Genomic DNA, 15989 nt, shown 5'->3' on the forward strand with positions numbered 1-15989 from the left:
GTGTTCCTTTCGAAGCTCGTCTCAGCACCGCGAGGTGCGAGGTCCGGCGGCCGGCGCCGTCCGGCGCGATCGGGCCAGGGACGGCGCCAGGCTCGCCAGCCCCAGCAACGCCAGCGCCGCGCCCACCCACAGGGGTGCGCGCAGGCCGTGGCCGTGGTCGATGCCGGCGCCGCCCGCCCAGGTGCCGAAGGCCAGGCCGGCGGTGATGACCGAGGCGTGCAGGGTGTTCACCAGGGCGCCGGGCGGCGCCAGACGCATGACCCGCGCCACCAGGGCCGGATTCAGCGCGACCCCGGTCAGCCCGATGACCAGGAAGGCGCCGATGCCGACGACGGGGTGCTGCGCGAAGGACGCGAAGGCGACGAGCGCCAGCGTGAGCAGGCCCAGCCCACCCGCCAGCACCGCCAGGGTGTGGCGATCGGCCAGCCGTCCCACCATCACGTTGCCCACGACGTTGGCCGCGCCATAGGCCGCCAGCAGGCCGGGCATGGCGGAGGCGGGCAGGCCGGTCACGCCGATGAGGATGGGCGCGCTGTAGCTGAACGCGGCGAAGGTCGCGCCGATGACGAGCCCGCTGGTGGCGTAGGCGGCCCAGAGCGGGCCGTTCGACAGGGCCCGGACCTCGGCGGCCAGGCTCGGCGTTTCTCCGCTCCCGGTGGCGGGCACGAAGCGCGCGACGATCGCCGTGCAGACCATCGACAGGACCGCGACCGCCCCGAAGCTCGCGCGCCAGCCGAAGTGCTGCTCGACGAGCGAGGTGACCGGCAGACCCAGGACCGGGGCGAACATGAGGCCGCCCAGGACGATGGAGGCCGCCCGGCCGCGCGCCTCGGGCGCCACCAGGCCGGCGCACAGGTTCAGTGCGACGCCGAAGCAGGCCGCGCTCGCCACGCCCATCGCGAAGCGCGCCACCGCCATCGCCGCGTAGCCGGGGGCGAGGGTCGCCGCCACCGCGCCCACGACATAGAAGCCCAGCAGCCGCAACAGCGCCTGCCGAGGGGGCGTGCGACGCGCCAGCAGCAGGGCGGTCAGCACCGGGCCGCCCAGCGCCATGCCGAGCGCGTACAGCGAGATCAGGAAGCCGATCGCTCCCACGCCGACGCCGAACGCGGCGGCCAGCGCCGGCATCATGCCGGCGACCATGAACTCGGCGGTGGTCAGCGTGAAGATGGTCAGGCCGAGGAGGTGGACGACGAGGGGCACGGTGGAACTCCTGAAGTTGAATGATCGTTCAAGTATTGGTCCGAAAAAAGGCCCGGTCAGGCCTCCGTCGGACGTCGGTACAGCTCAGAGCCGGGCCAGCGTGCCTTCCATGACGTCCTCGAGGAACGCCCGCTCGGGCATGGACTGGCCCAGGACGCGCAGGCCGTAGTAGCTGCCCAGGAAGGCGCGCGCCGATTCCAGCGGCGGCTGCGTGGACGACAGCTCGCCGTTGCGCTGGCCGACGGTGAAGACGTGGCAGAGCACTTGCTCCAGCCGGGTGACGTAGACGCGGCCGATGTCGGCGATCACCGGGTCCTTGCCGCCGCGGTCCAGGGCGGCGAACAAGGCCATGCAGCCGCGCCCCTTCATGTGCCCCAGGTCGCCGTCGATGCCCCACTGCAGCAGGGCGCGGAGCCGGTCCTTCGCCGGGCCCGGCGCGTTCAACAGTCGCGCCTGCATCTCCAGGCCCAGCTCCTGGTAGCGGCGCAAGGCCAGTTCGTAAAGCCGCTGCTTGCTGCCGAAGGCGTTGTAGATGCTGCCGCGCCCCAGGCCCGTGCGCTGGCACAGCTGCTCGGCCGAACTGCCGTCGTAGCCGTTCGACCAGAAGACGTCCATGGCGGCCTCGATCACCGCCGTGTCGTCGAATTCCCGGGGTCTTCCACTCATGGGCCGGATGATAGCCAATACTTGAACGGTCGGTAAACTACGAATCGATCCGAGGTCGCGGCAGTCGGGCCGGCGGACGGCTGGTCAGGCGTCCCGGAACACCCACCGGTCCACCGCCCCCATCACCAGCATCGACGCCCCCACCAGCGGGAACGCGACGCCGCCCACCGCCAGCAGGGCCGTGACGCCGAGCATCGTCCGCCGGTCCACGGGCGGCGGCACGCCGAGCGCGCCGGCCGGCCGGCGCTTCCACCACATCACCGCGCCGCTCGCGCACAGCCCCACGATGCCCAGGCACGCCGCCACCAGCGCGAGCTGGTTGGGCACGCCGAATTCCTGGCCCAGGTGGACGTTGATGCCCCATTCCAGCCAGCGGCCCAGCGGCCCGTAGTCGGCGTAGCGCATGTCCAGCAGCGGCCGGCCGCTGTAGCGGTCGAGGTGGATCACGCGCTGGCGCGCCAGGTCGTCGGGGTAGACCGAGGCGGTGTAGACGCCGGTCGGCCCCCGGGGCGGCGTCAGCGTGTAGCCGGGGCCGATGCCCAGGCGCTCGACGATGCCGACGGCGGTGGCGAGGTCGATGCCGGGCGGCGCTCCGACGGCGGCTGCCTCGGCTGAGGCAGCCGTCGCGGCGGCGGTGGCGGTGGCGGTGGTCGATGCCGGAGCGGAACGGCCCGCATGCTCGGCGTGCTCGGCGTGCTCGGCGTGCTCGGCGTGCGCGACGGCAAACGGGGGGTGCTCCGCCGATCCCGCGTGGCCCGCGTGCTCGTCCCGCGCGTCCGGCGGCGTCGAGCGCGGCACGCGCGCCTGCGCGAGCGACCAGCTCGTCGGCGCGTCGTCGGCCAGGCGCTGCGTCGAGGACATCGGCACCTGCACCCGCACGCCGGCGGGGTAGCCGAAGTTCGATCCGTTGGCCCAGCGGTTGACCTGCGCGCCCCACAGCACCGACCACGGCAGGCCGGTGACCGCCAGGAACACCAGCGCGCCGCCGACGACCACGCCCGTCACCGCATGCAGGTCGCGCCAGAACACGCGCTGGCGCGGCCGGCCCCGCACCCGCGTGACGCCGCCGCCCCGGCGCCCGCGCGGCCACCACAGGTACACGCCGGTGGCCACCAGCAGCACGGCCCAGCCGGCGGCCAGTTCGACGAAGCCGCGCGCCACCGGGCCGAAGGCCTTCAGGCTGTGCAGGCGGCGGATCGTCCAGGCCACCGAGCCCTGGTCGGACAGGTGCCCCAGCACGCGCGCGTCGCGCGGATCGACGAAGACCGACAGGCGCTCGCCCGCCGCCGTGGCGACGCCGACCTCGGCCGAGGCGCCGTCGCGCGCGGCCGGCGCGTACCTGAACCACGTGCCCGGATGCGCGGCCAGCGCGGCATCGACGATCTCGCCCGGCGGGCGCGCCGGCCCGGCGGCGGGCGGCACCGTCTTCAGCTCGCGGTGGAAGTACCCGTCGATCTGCGTCTTGAAGGCATACAGGCTCCCGGTCAGCGCCAGCCAGACGAGGAGCGGCAGCACCAGCAGCCCGGCGTAGAAATGCCAGCGCCAGACCGCGCGATGGAAACGGCCGTGGCCTCGGATGGTCGTCATTTCAGAACTTGTAGGTGGCCGACAGCGCGACGTTGCGCCCCTGGCCGGGCGTGATCCAGCGGCTCACGTGAAGGTGGCTGGAGACGAAGTACGGCCTGTCGAACAGGTTGCGCAGGGCCAGCTGCACCTCGACCGACCGGCCGTCCGGGAGCGCCATGCGCCAGCCCTGCACGACGTCGAAGCGCGCGTAGCCCGGCAGCACGGTGGTGTTGGCCTCGTCGGCAAAGCGCCGGCCCTGCGCATACAGGCCGACGCCGGTGCGCCAGCGCGCGTCCCAGGCGTACCGGCCCCACAGGCTCAGCGACTGCCGCGCCACGTTGGGCACGCGACGGCCGCCGTAGACGGGGTTGTCGAGGTAGCGCGCGTCGGTCCAGGCCCAGGCGAGGGCCACGTCCAGGCGCTCGCCGACGTCGCCGCGCAGCGAGGCCTCCAGGCCCTGCGAGCGGGCGCTGCCGCCGGTCGTGAAGTCGAAGGGGTTCGGCGTGCTCAGGTCCGACGCGATCATGTTCGTCTGGTCGAGCCGGTAGAGCGCGACGTCGCCGACCAGCCGGCCGTCGCGCCACAGCGACTTCCAGCCGAGCTCGGCCTGGGCCGAGCGGCGCGAGGGCAGCGACCGGTTGCTCGACGAGGCCACCTGGTTGGGCGAGAGGCCCGTCGACACGTTGGCGTACACCGTGTCGCGCTCCGACAGCCGCCGCAGCACGGCCAGCTTGGGCGAGCCGCGCGATTCGTCCACCGGCTGTACGCCGGCCGTGCCGTAGAGGAAGGTCTGCCGCGTGAAGCGCAGGCCGCCGACGACCGACCAGTCGCCCAGGTCGATGCGGTCCTGCACCGACACCGCCGTGCTCTCCAGGTCCTGCGTGGTGAGCGGCGACGGCAAGGCGGCGCCGGCCGCCGGCGCGCTCACGCGGCCGTACACCGGCGCGTAGACGTTGATGGCCGGGCTGGTGGCCGCCGGCACCGCGAGCGAGGGCTGGTTCAGCCGCTCCTTGTAGTACTCGGCGCCGACGTAGAGCTGGTGCCGCAGGCCGCCCCAGGTCGGCGCGCTCGTGAGCGACGCCGCCACCGAGTCGATGCGCCGCGTGGTGCCCGGCTCCCAGGCCGACACGCGCGCCCAGGTGCCCGGCGGCTGGCCGGCCAGCGGGTTGCCGTTGAGCAGGTTCTTGATCGATGTCGAGGCGGCTTCCAGGTGCGTCAGGTCCAGCGCGAGCCGGGTGTCCGCCGCGAGGGCGACGTCGCCGTGCAGGTCGACGATGCGGTTGTCCGTGGTCGAGTCGCCGAAGGGCTCGCCGAACTGGCGGTCGCGCGGCACGTCCACCGGGCGGCCGCCCAGCGCCGGGATGCCGTAGTCGGGCCGGTAGGTCTGGTTCGTGGCCTCGACGCCGGCGCGCAGGTGGTAGCGCGCGCCGTCGCTCTTCGCGATGCCGAAGCGCACGCCGTCGAGCCGGTCGGGCACGTGGCGCCACTCGCCGGATTCGGAGCGGGTGGCGGTGAGGCGGGCGGCGAGTTCGTGCTCCGCCGACAGCACGCGGTTGAGGTCGATCGAGGTCTCGCGCGCGCCGTGGCTGCCGGCGCCCAGCGTGACGCCGCCGAAGTTCGCCAGCTGCGGCTGGCGCATGACGAGGTTGACGGTGCCGCCCGGCTCGCTGCGCACGCCCAGCGCCGCGCCGGGGCCGCGCAGCACCTCGACGCGCTCGAGGAAAGCCGGCTCGAACGGGTAGTTCGACAGCCGCACGCCGTCGCGCAGCACCCGGTTGGAACCGGTGCCGCTGTCGGCGACCGCGCCGCGCAGGATGAAGAACTGGGTGTGCGAGCCGTTGAAGCCCGAGTCGGCCTGCGCGCCCGGCACGTTGCGCAGGGCGTCCTGCAAGGTCGTGCCGGCCTGCTCGCGCACCAGCCCGGCCGGCACGTCGGTCACGGAGAAGGGCGTGTCGAGCGTCGAGCCCGCGATGCCGGTGGCCAGGTTGCCGGCGCGCTGCGCGGCGGGAAAGGCCGGCGCGGTCACCGTCACCGGCGACAGGGAGCGCGCTTCGGTCTCCTGGGCGATGGCGAACGAGGGCGGCAGCAGCAGGGCGCCGACGCCGGCGGCCAGCGAGGTTGCGGCGGCGGCGACGGCCGACGGGGCGGACCTCGTCGATGCGGACCGGCGGGCGGACGGCGGACGTGCGCCGGGGGGATGGGGAAGCGGCATGGAAGAACTCTCCGGCGACCGCCGTCGGGGCGGGTCGCTCTGCGGACGTCCGCCGCCCGGCGATCAGGCCGTCGCGGCGGAACGTCGTCGAACCGGGGCCCCGCTGCGACGCGGGCGCGGACGCCCTCGGACAGCGGGGAGGAAGGAGGATCGGTTCAGGAGAGGCGGGGCGGCCCGCGCGCGGGCAGGGGCGAGCGGGTGGCCGATGCGATGCGGGCCGACGGGATGGATCGCAGCGCGTGGGCCAGCGGCGGTGGCCGGCGTCCGTGCAGCGCGGAGGCGGCCGGCGGCGGCGCGCCGGTGACGCCGCACAGCGCGCAGTCCATCGCCATGCGGCCCGGCTCGTGCGCACCGTCGTCGTCGTGGACGATCACCTTCGCCATGCCGGCGCCGGTGCACACCAGCTCCAGCGACTGCGGATGCGCCAGCGGCGCCGCCACCGCCACGCCCAGCGAGAGCATGAACCACGCCAGCACCCAGCGATGCAGGAAGGCGAGGCGGCGGGGGTTCGAGGGCATGGCGGGCGATTATCGGCCGGGCGTCGGCGCCCGCGGCGGGACGGATCGACCCGGCCGGGCCCGGCCGATCCGTCCGGCGCGACGTCCCTGGCGTCCGGGTCGTCGGATGCGCGTCAGGTGCCGGCGGCCGGCGCCACCGAGGCGCCCTCGATGCCGTGCCGGCGCAACGCGTCGGCGACGAAGCCGGCGGCCTTCATCGCCTCGACGAAGTCGCCCAGCACCCGGGCGGCCGCCTCGCCGCGCGACTTCGGGCAGCCCATGGCCTGGCGGATCACCATGAAGCGCCCGGGCAGCAGGCGCAGGCCGGGGTGGCGGGCGGCGTCGGCCTCCAGCTGCTGCTTCACGCCCGCGGCGACGTCGAGCGCCTGTTCCAGGAAGGTCGCGACCACCGTCGGCGAGGTCGGCGCGCGCACGATCTCGGCCTGCTTGAGCTCGCGCGTCAGGTACAGGTCGTAGGCGCTGCCCTTGCCGACCGTGACGCGCGTGCCGGCGCGGTCGACCTCGTCGTTGGCGCGCAGCGGCGAGGCCTCGCGCACGAGGTAGGCGCCCTCGATGTGGACATAGCCGTCGGTGAAGGCGATCTGCGCGCCGCGCACCGGGTCGATGGCGAAGAAGCCGATGTCGGCGCGCTCGTCGGCCACCGCCTCGACGGACTTGCCGGCGGCGTCGAACACCACCAGTTCGAGCGCGACGCCCAGGCGCTCGGCGAAGGCGCGCGCCAGGTCGATCGACACGCCGACGGGCTGGCCGTCCGGGCCGCGGTTCGCGAGGATCGGATTGCCCAGGTTGATGGAGGCGCGCAGCACGCCCCGGGGCGTGAAGGCCGAGACGACGGAGGGATCGATGGCGGTGGTCATGGGTGGATGCGGGGTGACGAGGTGAAGAGGAGGAAGAGGGAGAGGGAGAGGGAGGAGGGAGGAGGGAGGAAAAGCGAGGGCGCCAGTGGAAGGGAAAGGCACCCGGGCGTCAATGCGCCGGGGCGACGCCTCGGAGGTCGGACCTCAGGCGCCGGACGGCGGCGGTGGTCCGGCGGTCGCCTGGACCGTCAGCTCCGGATAGCCCGTCGCGTCGTCCGGCGCGCGCGACAGGCGCCAGCCGGGCAGCGCGACCAGCAGCGCTTCGACGGTCGTGCGCACGCGGTTGCCCGCCACCACGTGCCCGCCGCGCACCTCGCCCGTGGCCGACGCGACGCTCATGTGCAGGTGGGCACCCTGCGGCGTGACGGTGCCCGACAGCGTCAGGATCTCGTGGTCGCCGGCATGGCGCGCGGCCTCGTCGGCGCCCGCGTAACGCAGCCGCACGTCGCCCAGGCTGCCGATGCCGCAGACCACGAAGGCGCCGTCCGGGAAGGCGCGCCGGGCCAGGGTCTCCAGCGTGGAGCGCAGGTCGTCGCCGGGGGCGAGGCGAAGGGGAAGGGATTGCATAAATAAGGATGGGGGGCGATTTCTGGAAGGCGCCGGGGCTCTGCGGGGGCGTCGCGAGGCCGGCACCCGGGGACGAACGATTCTCGGGCGGGCTCCGAATCTTCCGCCCACGAGACTTTCCTGCGGGTTGTCGCTGTCATGGCCGGACCCGCACGGGACTAGCATGGGTCGAGCAGCACCCCTCCCACCATGCATCCCCATCGCATCGCCCTGCTCCAGGCCATGCCGATCTTCGGCGCCATCGACGAATCGACGCTCGACTTCCTGGTCGAACGCGCGCGGGCGCACCGGGTGAGGGCCGGCGCGCCCTTCTTCCGCGAGGGCGACGCGGCCACCGGGATGTTCGTGCTCGAGACCGGACGCGTCGCGGTGTCGCGCCACCGGCCGGAGGGCGATTTCGTCTTCGGCGAGCTGGGGCCGGGGGACTGCTTCGGCGAGATGGCGCTGATGGACCTGCAGCCGCGCAGCGCGACGGTCACGGCGCTGGAGGACTGTCGCGCCTTCGAGATCGGTCCCGGCGACCTGATCGAGCTCTTCGAGCGCGACCTGGCGCAGTTCACGCTGATCCAGATGAACATGGGTCGCGAGGTCTGCCGCCGCCTGCGCGCCACCGACGAGCTGCTGCTGGCGCTCGAAGCCGGCAGGAGCCCGTCGTCGCGCCCCGGCGCGATCTGACCGCCGCTCCCACGGCGTCACGGCGATTCGCCCTCGGGGCCGGACTTGAGGATGCCGCTGATCTTCTGCACGTTGCGCAGGGTGCTGGAGAGGTGCGCGTGCATCGCCTCGGCGGCCTCGTCGTTGCGTCCGCGCTCCAGCAGGTCGAGCAGGCCCAGGTGCTGGCGGCAGTGCTCGACGTAGCGGCTGCGGTCCTGCATCGAGCGGTACGACAGCAGCCGGCGCACGCGGTTGACGCGGCGGATGGTGTCGATGAAGAAGGCGTTGCCCGAGCCCTCGACCAGCGACTCGTGGAAGCGCACGCCGCGCTCGTGCAGCTGGTCGGCCGTGTCGGTCTCGATGCCGCCCTCGAGCAGGTGCGTCTCCGCCGCCCGGCAGCGCGCGACGACGTGGGGCGCGAGCCGGTAGCCGGGCTCGCGCAGGGCCGCCGGCTCCAGCGCCAGCCGCAGCCGGTAGGACTGCAGCAGGCTGTCGGCCGTGGTCAGCATCGACGAGAACACCCAACCGTAGCCCGGCTTCTTCTCCGCCCAGCCCTCGCTGGCGATGCGCCCGAGCACCGCGTTGAGCTGCGCCGGCGTCAGGCCGTAGCGCTGCTTGAGCAGGGCCTCGGAGAACTCGTCGGGCAGCAGGCCGCGCAGCCGGTCGTCGGCGATGCGGAAGTAGACCTGCGTGACGACGCCCGACTCGTCCAGCCCCAGCCGGTCGGCCAGTCCGCGCTCGCCGTCGCCGATCGGCTTGACCAGGAAATACCCCCGGTTGGGCTGGCGCTGCAGCACGCCCTTCTCGGCCAGCAGCGACAGCGCCTCGTTGACCGGCGAGCGCGAGACGCGCAGGCGGTCGGCCAGCAGCTGCGCGGGCAGGTGGCTGCCGGCGGGGAGGGCGTCGGCGCGGATCAGGTCGAGGATCTGGGAGGGGATGGATTGGTCGGTCCGCATGGGGCCGGATTGTCCGATGCGGCCGGTGCCTCCTCCATTCAGGGTCATGTGCCTCGACGCCGGAGAAGGCGTCTCAGTGCGCGGCGGCGACATCGACGCCGGCCGATGCGCCATGGCGCTGGACCATCTTCTGCAATGTCGACGGAATGACGCCGCCGGCCCGCAGCAGACCCACTTCCAGCTGCGTCTCCACGGCCGCGGTCGCCTCGAAGCGCTCCACGCGCCCGTCGACGCGATGCACCGCCACGGCCACGGCGCCGCGCGGCGCGATGTCCTCCGCCCGCGCATCGACCTCGATCCGATCCCCCGCCCGCAGATCCAGCGTGACCGGCGTCACCCCCGCCGGCATCCGCAGCGGCAGCACGCCCATGCCGATCAGGTTCGACCGGTGGATGCGCTCGAAGCTGTTCGCCAGCACGGCGCGGATGCCCAGCAGGCGCTGGCCCTTGGCCGCCCAGTCGCGCGACGAGCCGGTGCCGTACCGCTCGCCGGCCACCAGCACGACCGATTCGCCGGCGGCGCCGTAGCGCTGCGCGGCCTCCCACAGCGACACGACCTCGCCGCTGGGCACGTGCAGGGTGTGCGCCACCGGGGCGCCGGGGGCGAAGAGGTTCTTCAGGGTCTTGCTGTGGAAGGCGGCGCGGACCATCACCTCCCAGTTGCCGCGCCGCGAGGCGAAGACGTTCAGGTCGTCGCGGTCGTCGCCGCGCGCCACCAGGAAGTCGGCCACCTCGCTGTCGCGCGGAATCGCGCTGGCCGGCGAGATGTGGTCGGTGGTGACGTCGTCGCCCACCACCAGCAGCGGATGGGCCGTGTAGCGGCCGAGCAGGCTGCCTTCGGTCAGGGCGGCGAAGGGCGGGCGGCGCAGGGCGGTGGAGGCCGGGTCCCAGGGGTAGAGCGGGGTGTCGGGCGCGTCGAGTGCGTGCCACAGCGGGTTGGCGGTGGCGACGGCGAAGGCGCGGCGGTAGTCCGCCGGGTCCTGCGACCGGGCCAGCGCGGCGTCGATCTCCTCCGGCGTCGGCCACAGCTCGCGCAGGTGCACGGCCCGGCCGTCGGCCGTCACCTGCACCGGGTCGACGCGCAGGTCGCGCTCGGCGTTGCCGGCCAGGCCGAAGGCGATCACCAGCGGCGGCGACATCAGGAAGCCCAGGTCCAGGTCCGGGTGCACGCGGCCGGCGAAGTTGCGGTTGCCCGACAGCGCCGCGACCGGGTGGACGGCGCCGTCGGCCATGGCCCGCCGCACCACCGGCAGCAGCTGGCCGGAGTTGCCGATGCAGGTCGTGCAGCCGTAGCCGACGATGTCGAAGCCGACGGCCGAAAGGTCGTCGAGCAGGCCGGCGCGCGCGAGGTAGTCGGCGGCGGCGGGTGAGCCGGGGCCGAGCGAGGTCTTGACCCAGGCCGGCGCCCTGAGCCCCAGAGCCCGCGCCTTGCGCGCGACCAGGCCGGCGGCGATCAGCAGGCGCGGGTCCGACGTGTTGGTGCAGCTGGTGATCGCGGCGATGGCGACCGGGTGGCGCGGCATCGCGGCGATGACCGCCGTGGCGCCGGCCTCCGCGTCGGCACCGGCCTCGGCGCCGCCCGCGCGCGGCCGGAAGTCCAGGGCCGCCAGCGTGGCCCGTGCCTCGCCGTAGCCCAGCAGGTCCTGCGGCCGGCGCGGACCGGCGATGTGCATGTCGACGGCGTCCAGGTCGACGTGGATCGAGCGCGTGTAGACCGGCTCGGCGGCGGGGTCGAACCACAGGCCGGTGGCGCGCGCCAGCACCTCGACGCGCTCGATCTGCGCGGCGTCGCGCCCGGTCTGCGCCAGGTAGTCGAGCGTGCGGCGGTCGACGGGAAAGAATCCGGTGGTGGCGCCGTACTCGGGGGCCATGTTGGCGACGACGCTGCGGTCGCCCGCGCTCAGGGTCGGCACGCCGGGGCCGAAGAACTCGACGAACTCGCCCGAGACGCCGATGGCGCGCAGCCGCTGCGTGACGGTCAGCGCCAGGTCGGTGGCCAGCACGCCGGGGCGCAGGGCGCCGGTGAGCCGCACGCCGACGACGTCGGGAATGCGCAGCATGGTCGGCATGCCGAACATCACGGTCTGCGCCTCCAGCCCGCCCACGCCCCAGCCCAGCACGCCGATGCCGTTGACCATGGGCGTGTGGCTGTCGGTGCCGATCATCATGTCCGGCACCAGCCAGGCCGCGCCGTCGCGCGCCTCCACCGCGACGACGGTGGCGAGCTGCTCCAGGTTGATGGTGTGCATGATCCCCGTCCCCGGCGGGTTGATGCGCACGCCGCGCAGCACCTTCGACGCCCAGCGCAGGAAGCCGTAGCGCTCGGCGTTGCGGCGGATCTCGAAGGCCATGTTGACCGCCGGCGCGTCCGGCCGGGCGAAGGCCTCCACGGCCAGCGAGTGGTCGATCGACACGTCCACCGGCAGGCTGGAATTGAGCACCGCCGGATCGACGCCGGCCTCGGCCAGGGTGCTGCGCATGGCGGCCAGGTCGACCAGCGCGGGCGTGCTGGTGGTGTCGTGCATCAGCACCCGGCCGGGCTGGAAGGCGATCTCCGCCTCGCTCGTGCCCGTGTCCGTCCAGGCCCGCAGCGCGTCCAGGGCGGCCTCGCGCTCCGCGCCGCGCATGTGGCGCGCGGCGTTCTCCATCAGCAGTCGCAGCACCACGGGCAGCCGGCCGAGCCGGTCGCCGCACAGCGCGACGAGGTCGGTCGCCAGGTAGTCGGTGCCGGCCGCGTGCAGCCGGAGCGGGGTCGTCTCGGTGTTTTCCATGAGAGCAATTTTGCATTTGAAGTTAATAAAATGCAATTCAGTGCAAACCCGCAAGCCGCCACGGCAGGGGTTCGCGATCCCGCCGAGCCACCGATCCACCCGAGACAAGGACCTTCCATGCACGCCTACGTCGGCAGCCGTACCACCCGCGAACGCAACGCGCGCGGCGAGGGCATCGGCATCTTCGAGGTCGATGCCGCGACCGGCACGCTGACGCCCGTGGACGTCGTGCGGGACCTGGTCAATCCGTCGTACCTCGCCCTGAGCGCGGGCGGCGACTTCCTCTACACCGTGCACGGCGACGGGCACGAGGTCAGCGCCTTCGCGGTCGACCGCGCCACCGGCGGGCTGCGCCTCGTCGGCCGGCAGGACACGCAGGGCCGCAATCCCGTGCACCTGGCGCTGGACCCGACCGGGCGCTTCCTGATCGTGACCAACCACCTCGGCGCCAGCCTGGCGGTGCTGCCGGTAAAGGCCGACGGCTCGCTCGGCGCGGTCGAACAACGGGTGACGCTCGACGGCCCGATCGGCCCGCACCGCGTGGAGCAGCGGCAGGCCAAGCCGCACTTCAATCCCTTCGACCCCGGCGGGCGCTTCGTCGTCGTGCCGGACAAGGGGCTCGACCGCGTGTTCACGTTCCGTTTCGAGGACGGACGGCTGCGGCCGGCGGCGACGCCGTTCACGGCGACGCGCGAAGGCGCCGGACCGCGCCACCTCGCGTTCCACCCGGGCGCGCCGTACGCCTACGTCGTCAACGAACTCGATTCCACCGTGACGGCCTGCCGCTTCTCGGCGGGAACGGGGGAACTCACGCCGTTCCAGATCCTGCCGACCCTGCCCGACCACTTCACCGGCAACAGCCGCGCCGCCGGCATCCAGGTCGATGCGCGCGGGCGCTTCGTCTACGCCTCCAACCGGGGCTGCGACAGCATCGCCGTCTTCGCCATCGACCCGGCCACGGGCGCCTTGCGCTTCGTCGAGGCGGCGCCGACGCGGGGCCGCACGCCGCGCTTTTTCACGCCGGGCCCGGACGGCCGCTTCGTGTTCGCCCTCAACGAGGACAGCGACGCCATCGTCACGCTGGCCGTCGACGCCGACACCGGGCGGCTGCGGCCGACCGGCGCGAGCGTCGCCTTCGGCAGTCCGGTGTGCATGGTGTTTTCTCCCTGAGACGCCGCGAGCCCGGCTTCCGCACGACCCGTTTCCGCCCCATCCAACCTTTCCCCAGGATTCCGCCATGACCTCGATCCACCGCCGCGCCCTGATCGGCGCCGCCACCGCCACCGCCTGCATCGCGCTGCTGGCCGTGCCCGCCACCGCCGCCGCGCAGGACTACCCCGCGCGCACCGTCACCATCGTCGTGCCCTTCTCGGCCGGCGGCGGCGTCGACGCCATGGCCCGGCTGCTGGCCGAGCAGCTGCGCGCGTCGCTCAAACAGTCGGTCGTCGTCGACAACCGGCCCGGCGCCAGCGGCATGCTGGGCGCGGGCTACGTCGCCAAGGCCGCGCCCGACGGCTACACGCTGCTGCTCGGCTCGGCCGGCGAGACGGCGATCAATCCCTTCGTCTACAAGGCCCGCATGCAGTACGCGCCGGAGAAGGACCTGGCGCCGATCACGCTGGTCACGCGCGTGCCCAACGTGCTGGTCGCCAATCCCGCGCTGCCGGTGAAGAACGTCGAGGAGCTGATCGCCTACGCGAAGAAGAACCCCGGCAAGCTGTCGTACGCGACCAGCGGCGTGGGCAATCCGCAGCACCTCAACGGCGAGCTGTTCGATTCGCTGGCGGGCATCCGGATGAACCACATCCCGTACAAGGGGTCGGCCGGGCAGCTGGTCGACGTGGCCGGCGGCAACGTCGACCTGAGCTTCGTCAGCATGGCCGGCGCCGCGCCGTTCATCAAGGGCGGACGCTTGAAGGCGCTGGCCGTCACGTCGGCCAGGCGCGCCAGCTTCGCGCCCGACATCCCGGCCATCGCCGAGTACAAGCCGATGGCGGCCTACGCCCTGGACAACTGGTTCGGCCTGTTCGCTCCCGCGAAGACGCCGGCCGACGTGCAGCAGAAGCTCAACGCCGCCGTGACGCAGGCCCTGCGGGACCCCGTGCTCGCGAAGAAGCTGACCGAGCAGGGCGGCGAGCCCGCCCCCATGAGCATCGACGAGTTCCGCGCCTTCATCCGGACCGAATCGGTGCAGTACGGGCGGATCGTGGAGGCGGGAAAGATCACCCCCGACAACTGAAGACCCCACCCGCCCATCCGCCCACTTCCGCAGACCCACCCTCCCACCCAAGGAATCCCCATGCGTCGCAACGACTTCCTCAAGACCCTCCTGGCGCTGTCGGCCACCGGCGCGCTGCCGCTCGCGGCCCGCGCCGCCGCCGACGTCAACATCAAGACGATGATCCCGGCCAACCCCGGCGGCGGCTGGGACACCACCGGCCGCGCGCTCGGCAAGGCCATGCAGGAGGCGGGATTCGCTTCGTCGGTGAGCTACGAGAACAAGGGCGGCGCCTCCGGCACCATCGGCCTGGCGCAGTTCATCGGCAGCAGCAAGCGCGATCCGCACGCGATCGTCATGACCGGGGCGACCATGGTCGGCGGCATCCTCGCGAGCAAGCAGGCCTCCCAGCTCCAGGCCGCGACGCCCCTGGTCCGGCTCATGAGCGAGTACCAGGTGTTCGTGGTGCCGACCGCCTCGCCGCTCAAGAGCATGCAGGACGTGGTGGCGCAGCTGAAGGCGAACCCCGGCAGCGTGAAGTGGGCCGGCGGCTCGCGCGGCACCACCGAGCACATCGCGGCGGTCATGATCGCGCGCGCGGCCGGCGTCGACCCGACCAAGGTCAACTACGTGGCGTTCCGCGGCGGCGGCGAGGCGGTCTCCGCGATCCTCGGCGGCAACGTCACGGTGGGCGGCAGCGGCTACACCGAGTTCGGCGAGTACATCAAGGCCGGCAAGATGCGCGCCCTCGCGGTGACCTCCGAGACCCGCCTGCCGGGCATCGACGCGCCGACGCTCAAGGAGCAGGGCCTGGACGTCGTGATCGGCAACTGGCGCGGCGTCCACGGCGCGCCCGGCATCACGCCCGAGCAGCGCAAGGCGCTCATCGACGGCATCGTGAAGGCGACGCAGACGCGCGCCTGGCAGCAGGCCGTGGAACAGAACGGCTGGACGCCGGCATTGCTCGGCGGCGACGCGTTCGGCAAGTTCGTCGAGGACGAATTCGCCAGCCTGCGCACGACAATGACCAAGGCGGGAATGATCTGAGGCGTCCCGGAGTGCCGGTCGCCGCGGCGCGCGCGCCGGCCCGGTGGTCGAGGCAGGCGACAGCGCGCGGCACCGGGGCCGTGCGCGCCGCCGGCGCGACCGCGTTCCCCCGGGGAGGACTTATCAGGCGCGCGCCGAGCGGCAAGAATGTGCGTCACGCCATCCACCCACGGAGACCGCCATGGCCGAGCATCTCTGGTTCACCACCGCGCACCTCACGATCCTGCAGTCGAAGTCGCACAGCGCCGACGGGATCTCGCTGATCGAGCACCACATGGCGCGGGACTTCGCCGTGCCGCTGCACGTGCATCGCGACGAGGAGGAGAGCTTCTACATGCTGGACGGGCGGCTGCGCCTGCGCACGGGCGACGAGGTGCGGGAGCTGGCGCCGGGCGAGGCGGTGCGCATCGCCGCCGGAGTGCCTCATTCGCTGCGCGTCGTGTCCCCGGAGGCGCGCTTCCTGACCGTGACGACGGGCCGGTTCGAGGACATGGTCCGCAGCCTGTCGCGGCCCGCCGGATCGCCGGGCCTGCCGCCCCAGGACGAGCCGACGCCGCAGCAGATCGAGGCGCTCGTCGAAACCTGCCGGCGGCACGGGATCGAGTTCGTCGGGCCGCCGGTCGATTGACGCGGTGCGCCCCGGCCCGCCGCCGGAGCGAAGGACCGGGAGCCACGCGCATCCGGCGGCGGCGGCGACGGATGTAATTTGCGCGACCCGCCGCGCGGCGCCTGCTTTCCCCCGTACGCTATCGCGA

Annotated in this window: 14 protein-coding genes; 5 read left to right on the forward strand and 9 right to left on the reverse strand. The window is 73.3% G+C overall.

The genetic code is table 11. The features are described from left to right. Positions 1-21: 21 nt before the first annotated feature. The 7 genes from ABID77_RS14985 to ABID77_RS15015 all read right to left on the reverse strand — a co-directional run bounded on the left by ABID77_RS14985 (position 22) and on the right by ABID77_RS15015 (position 7589). Entirely contained in the window at positions 22-1203 is a 1182-nt protein-coding gene (locus ABID77_RS14985) for an MFS transporter (RefSeq protein ID WP_429597396.1), read from the reverse strand. Positions 1204-1287: 84 nt separating this feature from the next. After that, positions 1288-1869: a TetR/AcrR family transcriptional regulator gene (locus ABID77_RS14990; protein ID WP_429597399.1), complete on the reverse strand. Its 582-nt coding sequence runs from the start codon at positions 1867-1869 to the stop codon at positions 1288-1290. A gap of 84 nt (positions 1870-1953) precedes the next feature. Next, positions 1954-3456: a PepSY-associated TM helix domain-containing protein gene (locus tag ABID77_RS14995; protein ID WP_429597402.1), complete on the reverse strand. Its 1503-nt coding sequence runs from the start codon at positions 3454-3456 to the stop codon at positions 1954-1956. A gap of 1 nt (position 3457) precedes the next feature. Then, entirely contained in the window at positions 3458-5647 is a 2190-nt protein-coding gene (locus tag ABID77_RS15000; RefSeq protein WP_429597406.1) for a TonB-dependent receptor, read from the reverse strand. Between the two features lie 155 nt (positions 5648-5802). Next, the gene (locus ABID77_RS15005; RefSeq protein WP_429597410.1) at positions 5803-6165 is read right to left on the reverse strand and encodes a DUF2946 family protein; all 363 of its coding nucleotides are present in this window, start codon (positions 6163-6165) and stop codon (positions 5803-5805) included. Between the two features lie 113 nt (positions 6166-6278). Beyond that, positions 6279-7022: an ABC transporter substrate-binding protein gene (locus tag ABID77_RS15010; protein ID WP_429597413.1), complete on the reverse strand. Its 744-nt coding sequence runs from the start codon at positions 7020-7022 to the stop codon at positions 6279-6281. Between the two features lie 144 nt (positions 7023-7166). Continuing rightward, positions 7167-7589: a PPC domain-containing DNA-binding protein gene (locus tag ABID77_RS15015; protein ID WP_429597416.1), complete on the reverse strand. Its 423-nt coding sequence runs from the start codon at positions 7587-7589 to the stop codon at positions 7167-7169. A gap of 189 nt (positions 7590-7778) precedes the next feature. Between ABID77_RS15015 and ABID77_RS15020 the strand changes: the two genes are divergently transcribed. After that, positions 7779-8264 carry a Crp/Fnr family transcriptional regulator gene (locus ABID77_RS15020; protein ID WP_429597419.1) on the forward strand — a complete coding sequence of 162 codons (486 nt, stop codon included), beginning with the start codon at positions 7779-7781 and terminating at the stop codon, positions 8262-8264. A 17-nt stretch (positions 8265-8281) separates the two neighbouring features. On the opposite strand, the gene ABID77_RS15025 is transcribed toward ABID77_RS15020, so the two are convergent. Beyond that, complete coding sequence (locus ABID77_RS15025; RefSeq protein WP_429597422.1) at positions 8282-9199, reverse strand: GntR family transcriptional regulator; 918 nt, start codon at positions 9197-9199, stop codon at positions 8282-8284. Positions 9200-9272: 73 nt separating this feature from the next. Further along, entirely contained in the window at positions 9273-11969 is a 2697-nt protein-coding gene (acnA, locus tag ABID77_RS15030; RefSeq protein ID WP_429597425.1) for an aconitate hydratase AcnA, read from the reverse strand. Positions 11970-12086: 117 nt separating this feature from the next. On the opposite strand from acnA, the gene ABID77_RS15035 reads away from it, so the two are divergent. The 4 genes from ABID77_RS15035 to ABID77_RS15050 all read left to right on the forward strand — a co-directional run bounded on the left by ABID77_RS15035 (position 12087) and on the right by ABID77_RS15050 (position 15862). Beyond that, positions 12087-13139: a lactonase family protein gene (locus ABID77_RS15035; protein ID WP_429597428.1), complete on the forward strand. Its 1053-nt coding sequence runs from the start codon at positions 12087-12089 to the stop codon at positions 13137-13139. A 67-nt stretch (positions 13140-13206) separates the two neighbouring features. Next, on the forward strand, positions 13207-14208 hold the full coding sequence (locus ABID77_RS15040) for a Bug family tripartite tricarboxylate transporter substrate binding protein (protein WP_429597431.1): 1002 nt from the start codon (positions 13207-13209) through the stop codon (positions 14206-14208). Positions 14209-14268: 60 nt separating this feature from the next. Then, the gene (locus tag ABID77_RS15045; RefSeq protein WP_429597434.1) at positions 14269-15234 is read left to right on the forward strand and encodes a Bug family tripartite tricarboxylate transporter substrate binding protein; all 966 of its coding nucleotides are present in this window, start codon (positions 14269-14271) and stop codon (positions 15232-15234) included. A 181-nt stretch (positions 15235-15415) separates the two neighbouring features. Continuing rightward, on the forward strand, positions 15416-15862 hold the full coding sequence (locus ABID77_RS15050) for a cupin domain-containing protein (RefSeq protein ID WP_429597436.1): 447 nt from the start codon (positions 15416-15418) through the stop codon (positions 15860-15862). The last annotated feature ends 127 nt before the right edge of the window (positions 15863-15989 follow it).

Source organism: Variovorax sp. PvP013 (assembly GCF_050435945.1).
Taxonomy (GTDB): domain Bacteria; phylum Pseudomonadota; class Gammaproteobacteria; order Burkholderiales; family Burkholderiaceae_C; genus Variovorax.

Coding starts and splice junctions, on each gene's coding strand:
- ABID77_RS14990 (WP_429597399.1), bottom strand. CDS start 1,869: ATGAGTGGAAGACCCCGGGAATTCGACGACACGGCGGTGATCGAGGCC.
- ABID77_RS14995 (WP_429597402.1), bottom strand. CDS start 3,456: ATGACGACCATCCGAGGCCACGGCCGTTTCCATCGCGCGGTCTGGCGC.
- ABID77_RS15000 (WP_429597406.1), bottom strand. CDS start 5,647: ATGCCGCTTCCCCATCCCCCCGGCGCACGTCCGCCGTCCGCCCGCCGG.
- ABID77_RS15005 (WP_429597410.1), bottom strand. CDS start 6,165: ATGCCCTCGAACCCCCGCCGCCTCGCCTTCCTGCATCGCTGGGTGCTG.
- ABID77_RS15010 (WP_429597413.1), bottom strand. CDS start 7,022: ATGACCACCGCCATCGATCCCTCCGTCGTCTCGGCCTTCACGCCCCGG.
- ABID77_RS15015 (WP_429597416.1), bottom strand. CDS start 7,589: ATGCAATCCCTTCCCCTTCGCCTCGCCCCCGGCGACGACCTGCGCTCC.
- ABID77_RS15020 (WP_429597419.1), top strand. CDS start 7,779: ATGCATCCCCATCGCATCGCCCTGCTCCAGGCCATGCCGATCTTCGGC.
- ABID77_RS15025 (WP_429597422.1), bottom strand. CDS start 9,199: ATGCGGACCGACCAATCCATCCCCTCCCAGATCCTCGACCTGATCCGC.
- acnA (WP_429597425.1), bottom strand. CDS start 11,969: ATGGAAAACACCGAGACGACCCCGCTCCGGCTGCACGCGGCCGGCACC.
- ABID77_RS15035 (WP_429597428.1), top strand. CDS start 12,087: ATGCACGCCTACGTCGGCAGCCGTACCACCCGCGAACGCAACGCGCGC.
- ABID77_RS15040 (WP_429597431.1), top strand. CDS start 13,207: ATGACCTCGATCCACCGCCGCGCCCTGATCGGCGCCGCCACCGCCACC.
- ABID77_RS15045 (WP_429597434.1), top strand. CDS start 14,269: ATGCGTCGCAACGACTTCCTCAAGACCCTCCTGGCGCTGTCGGCCACC.
- ABID77_RS15050 (WP_429597436.1), top strand. CDS start 15,416: ATGGCCGAGCATCTCTGGTTCACCACCGCGCACCTCACGATCCTGCAG.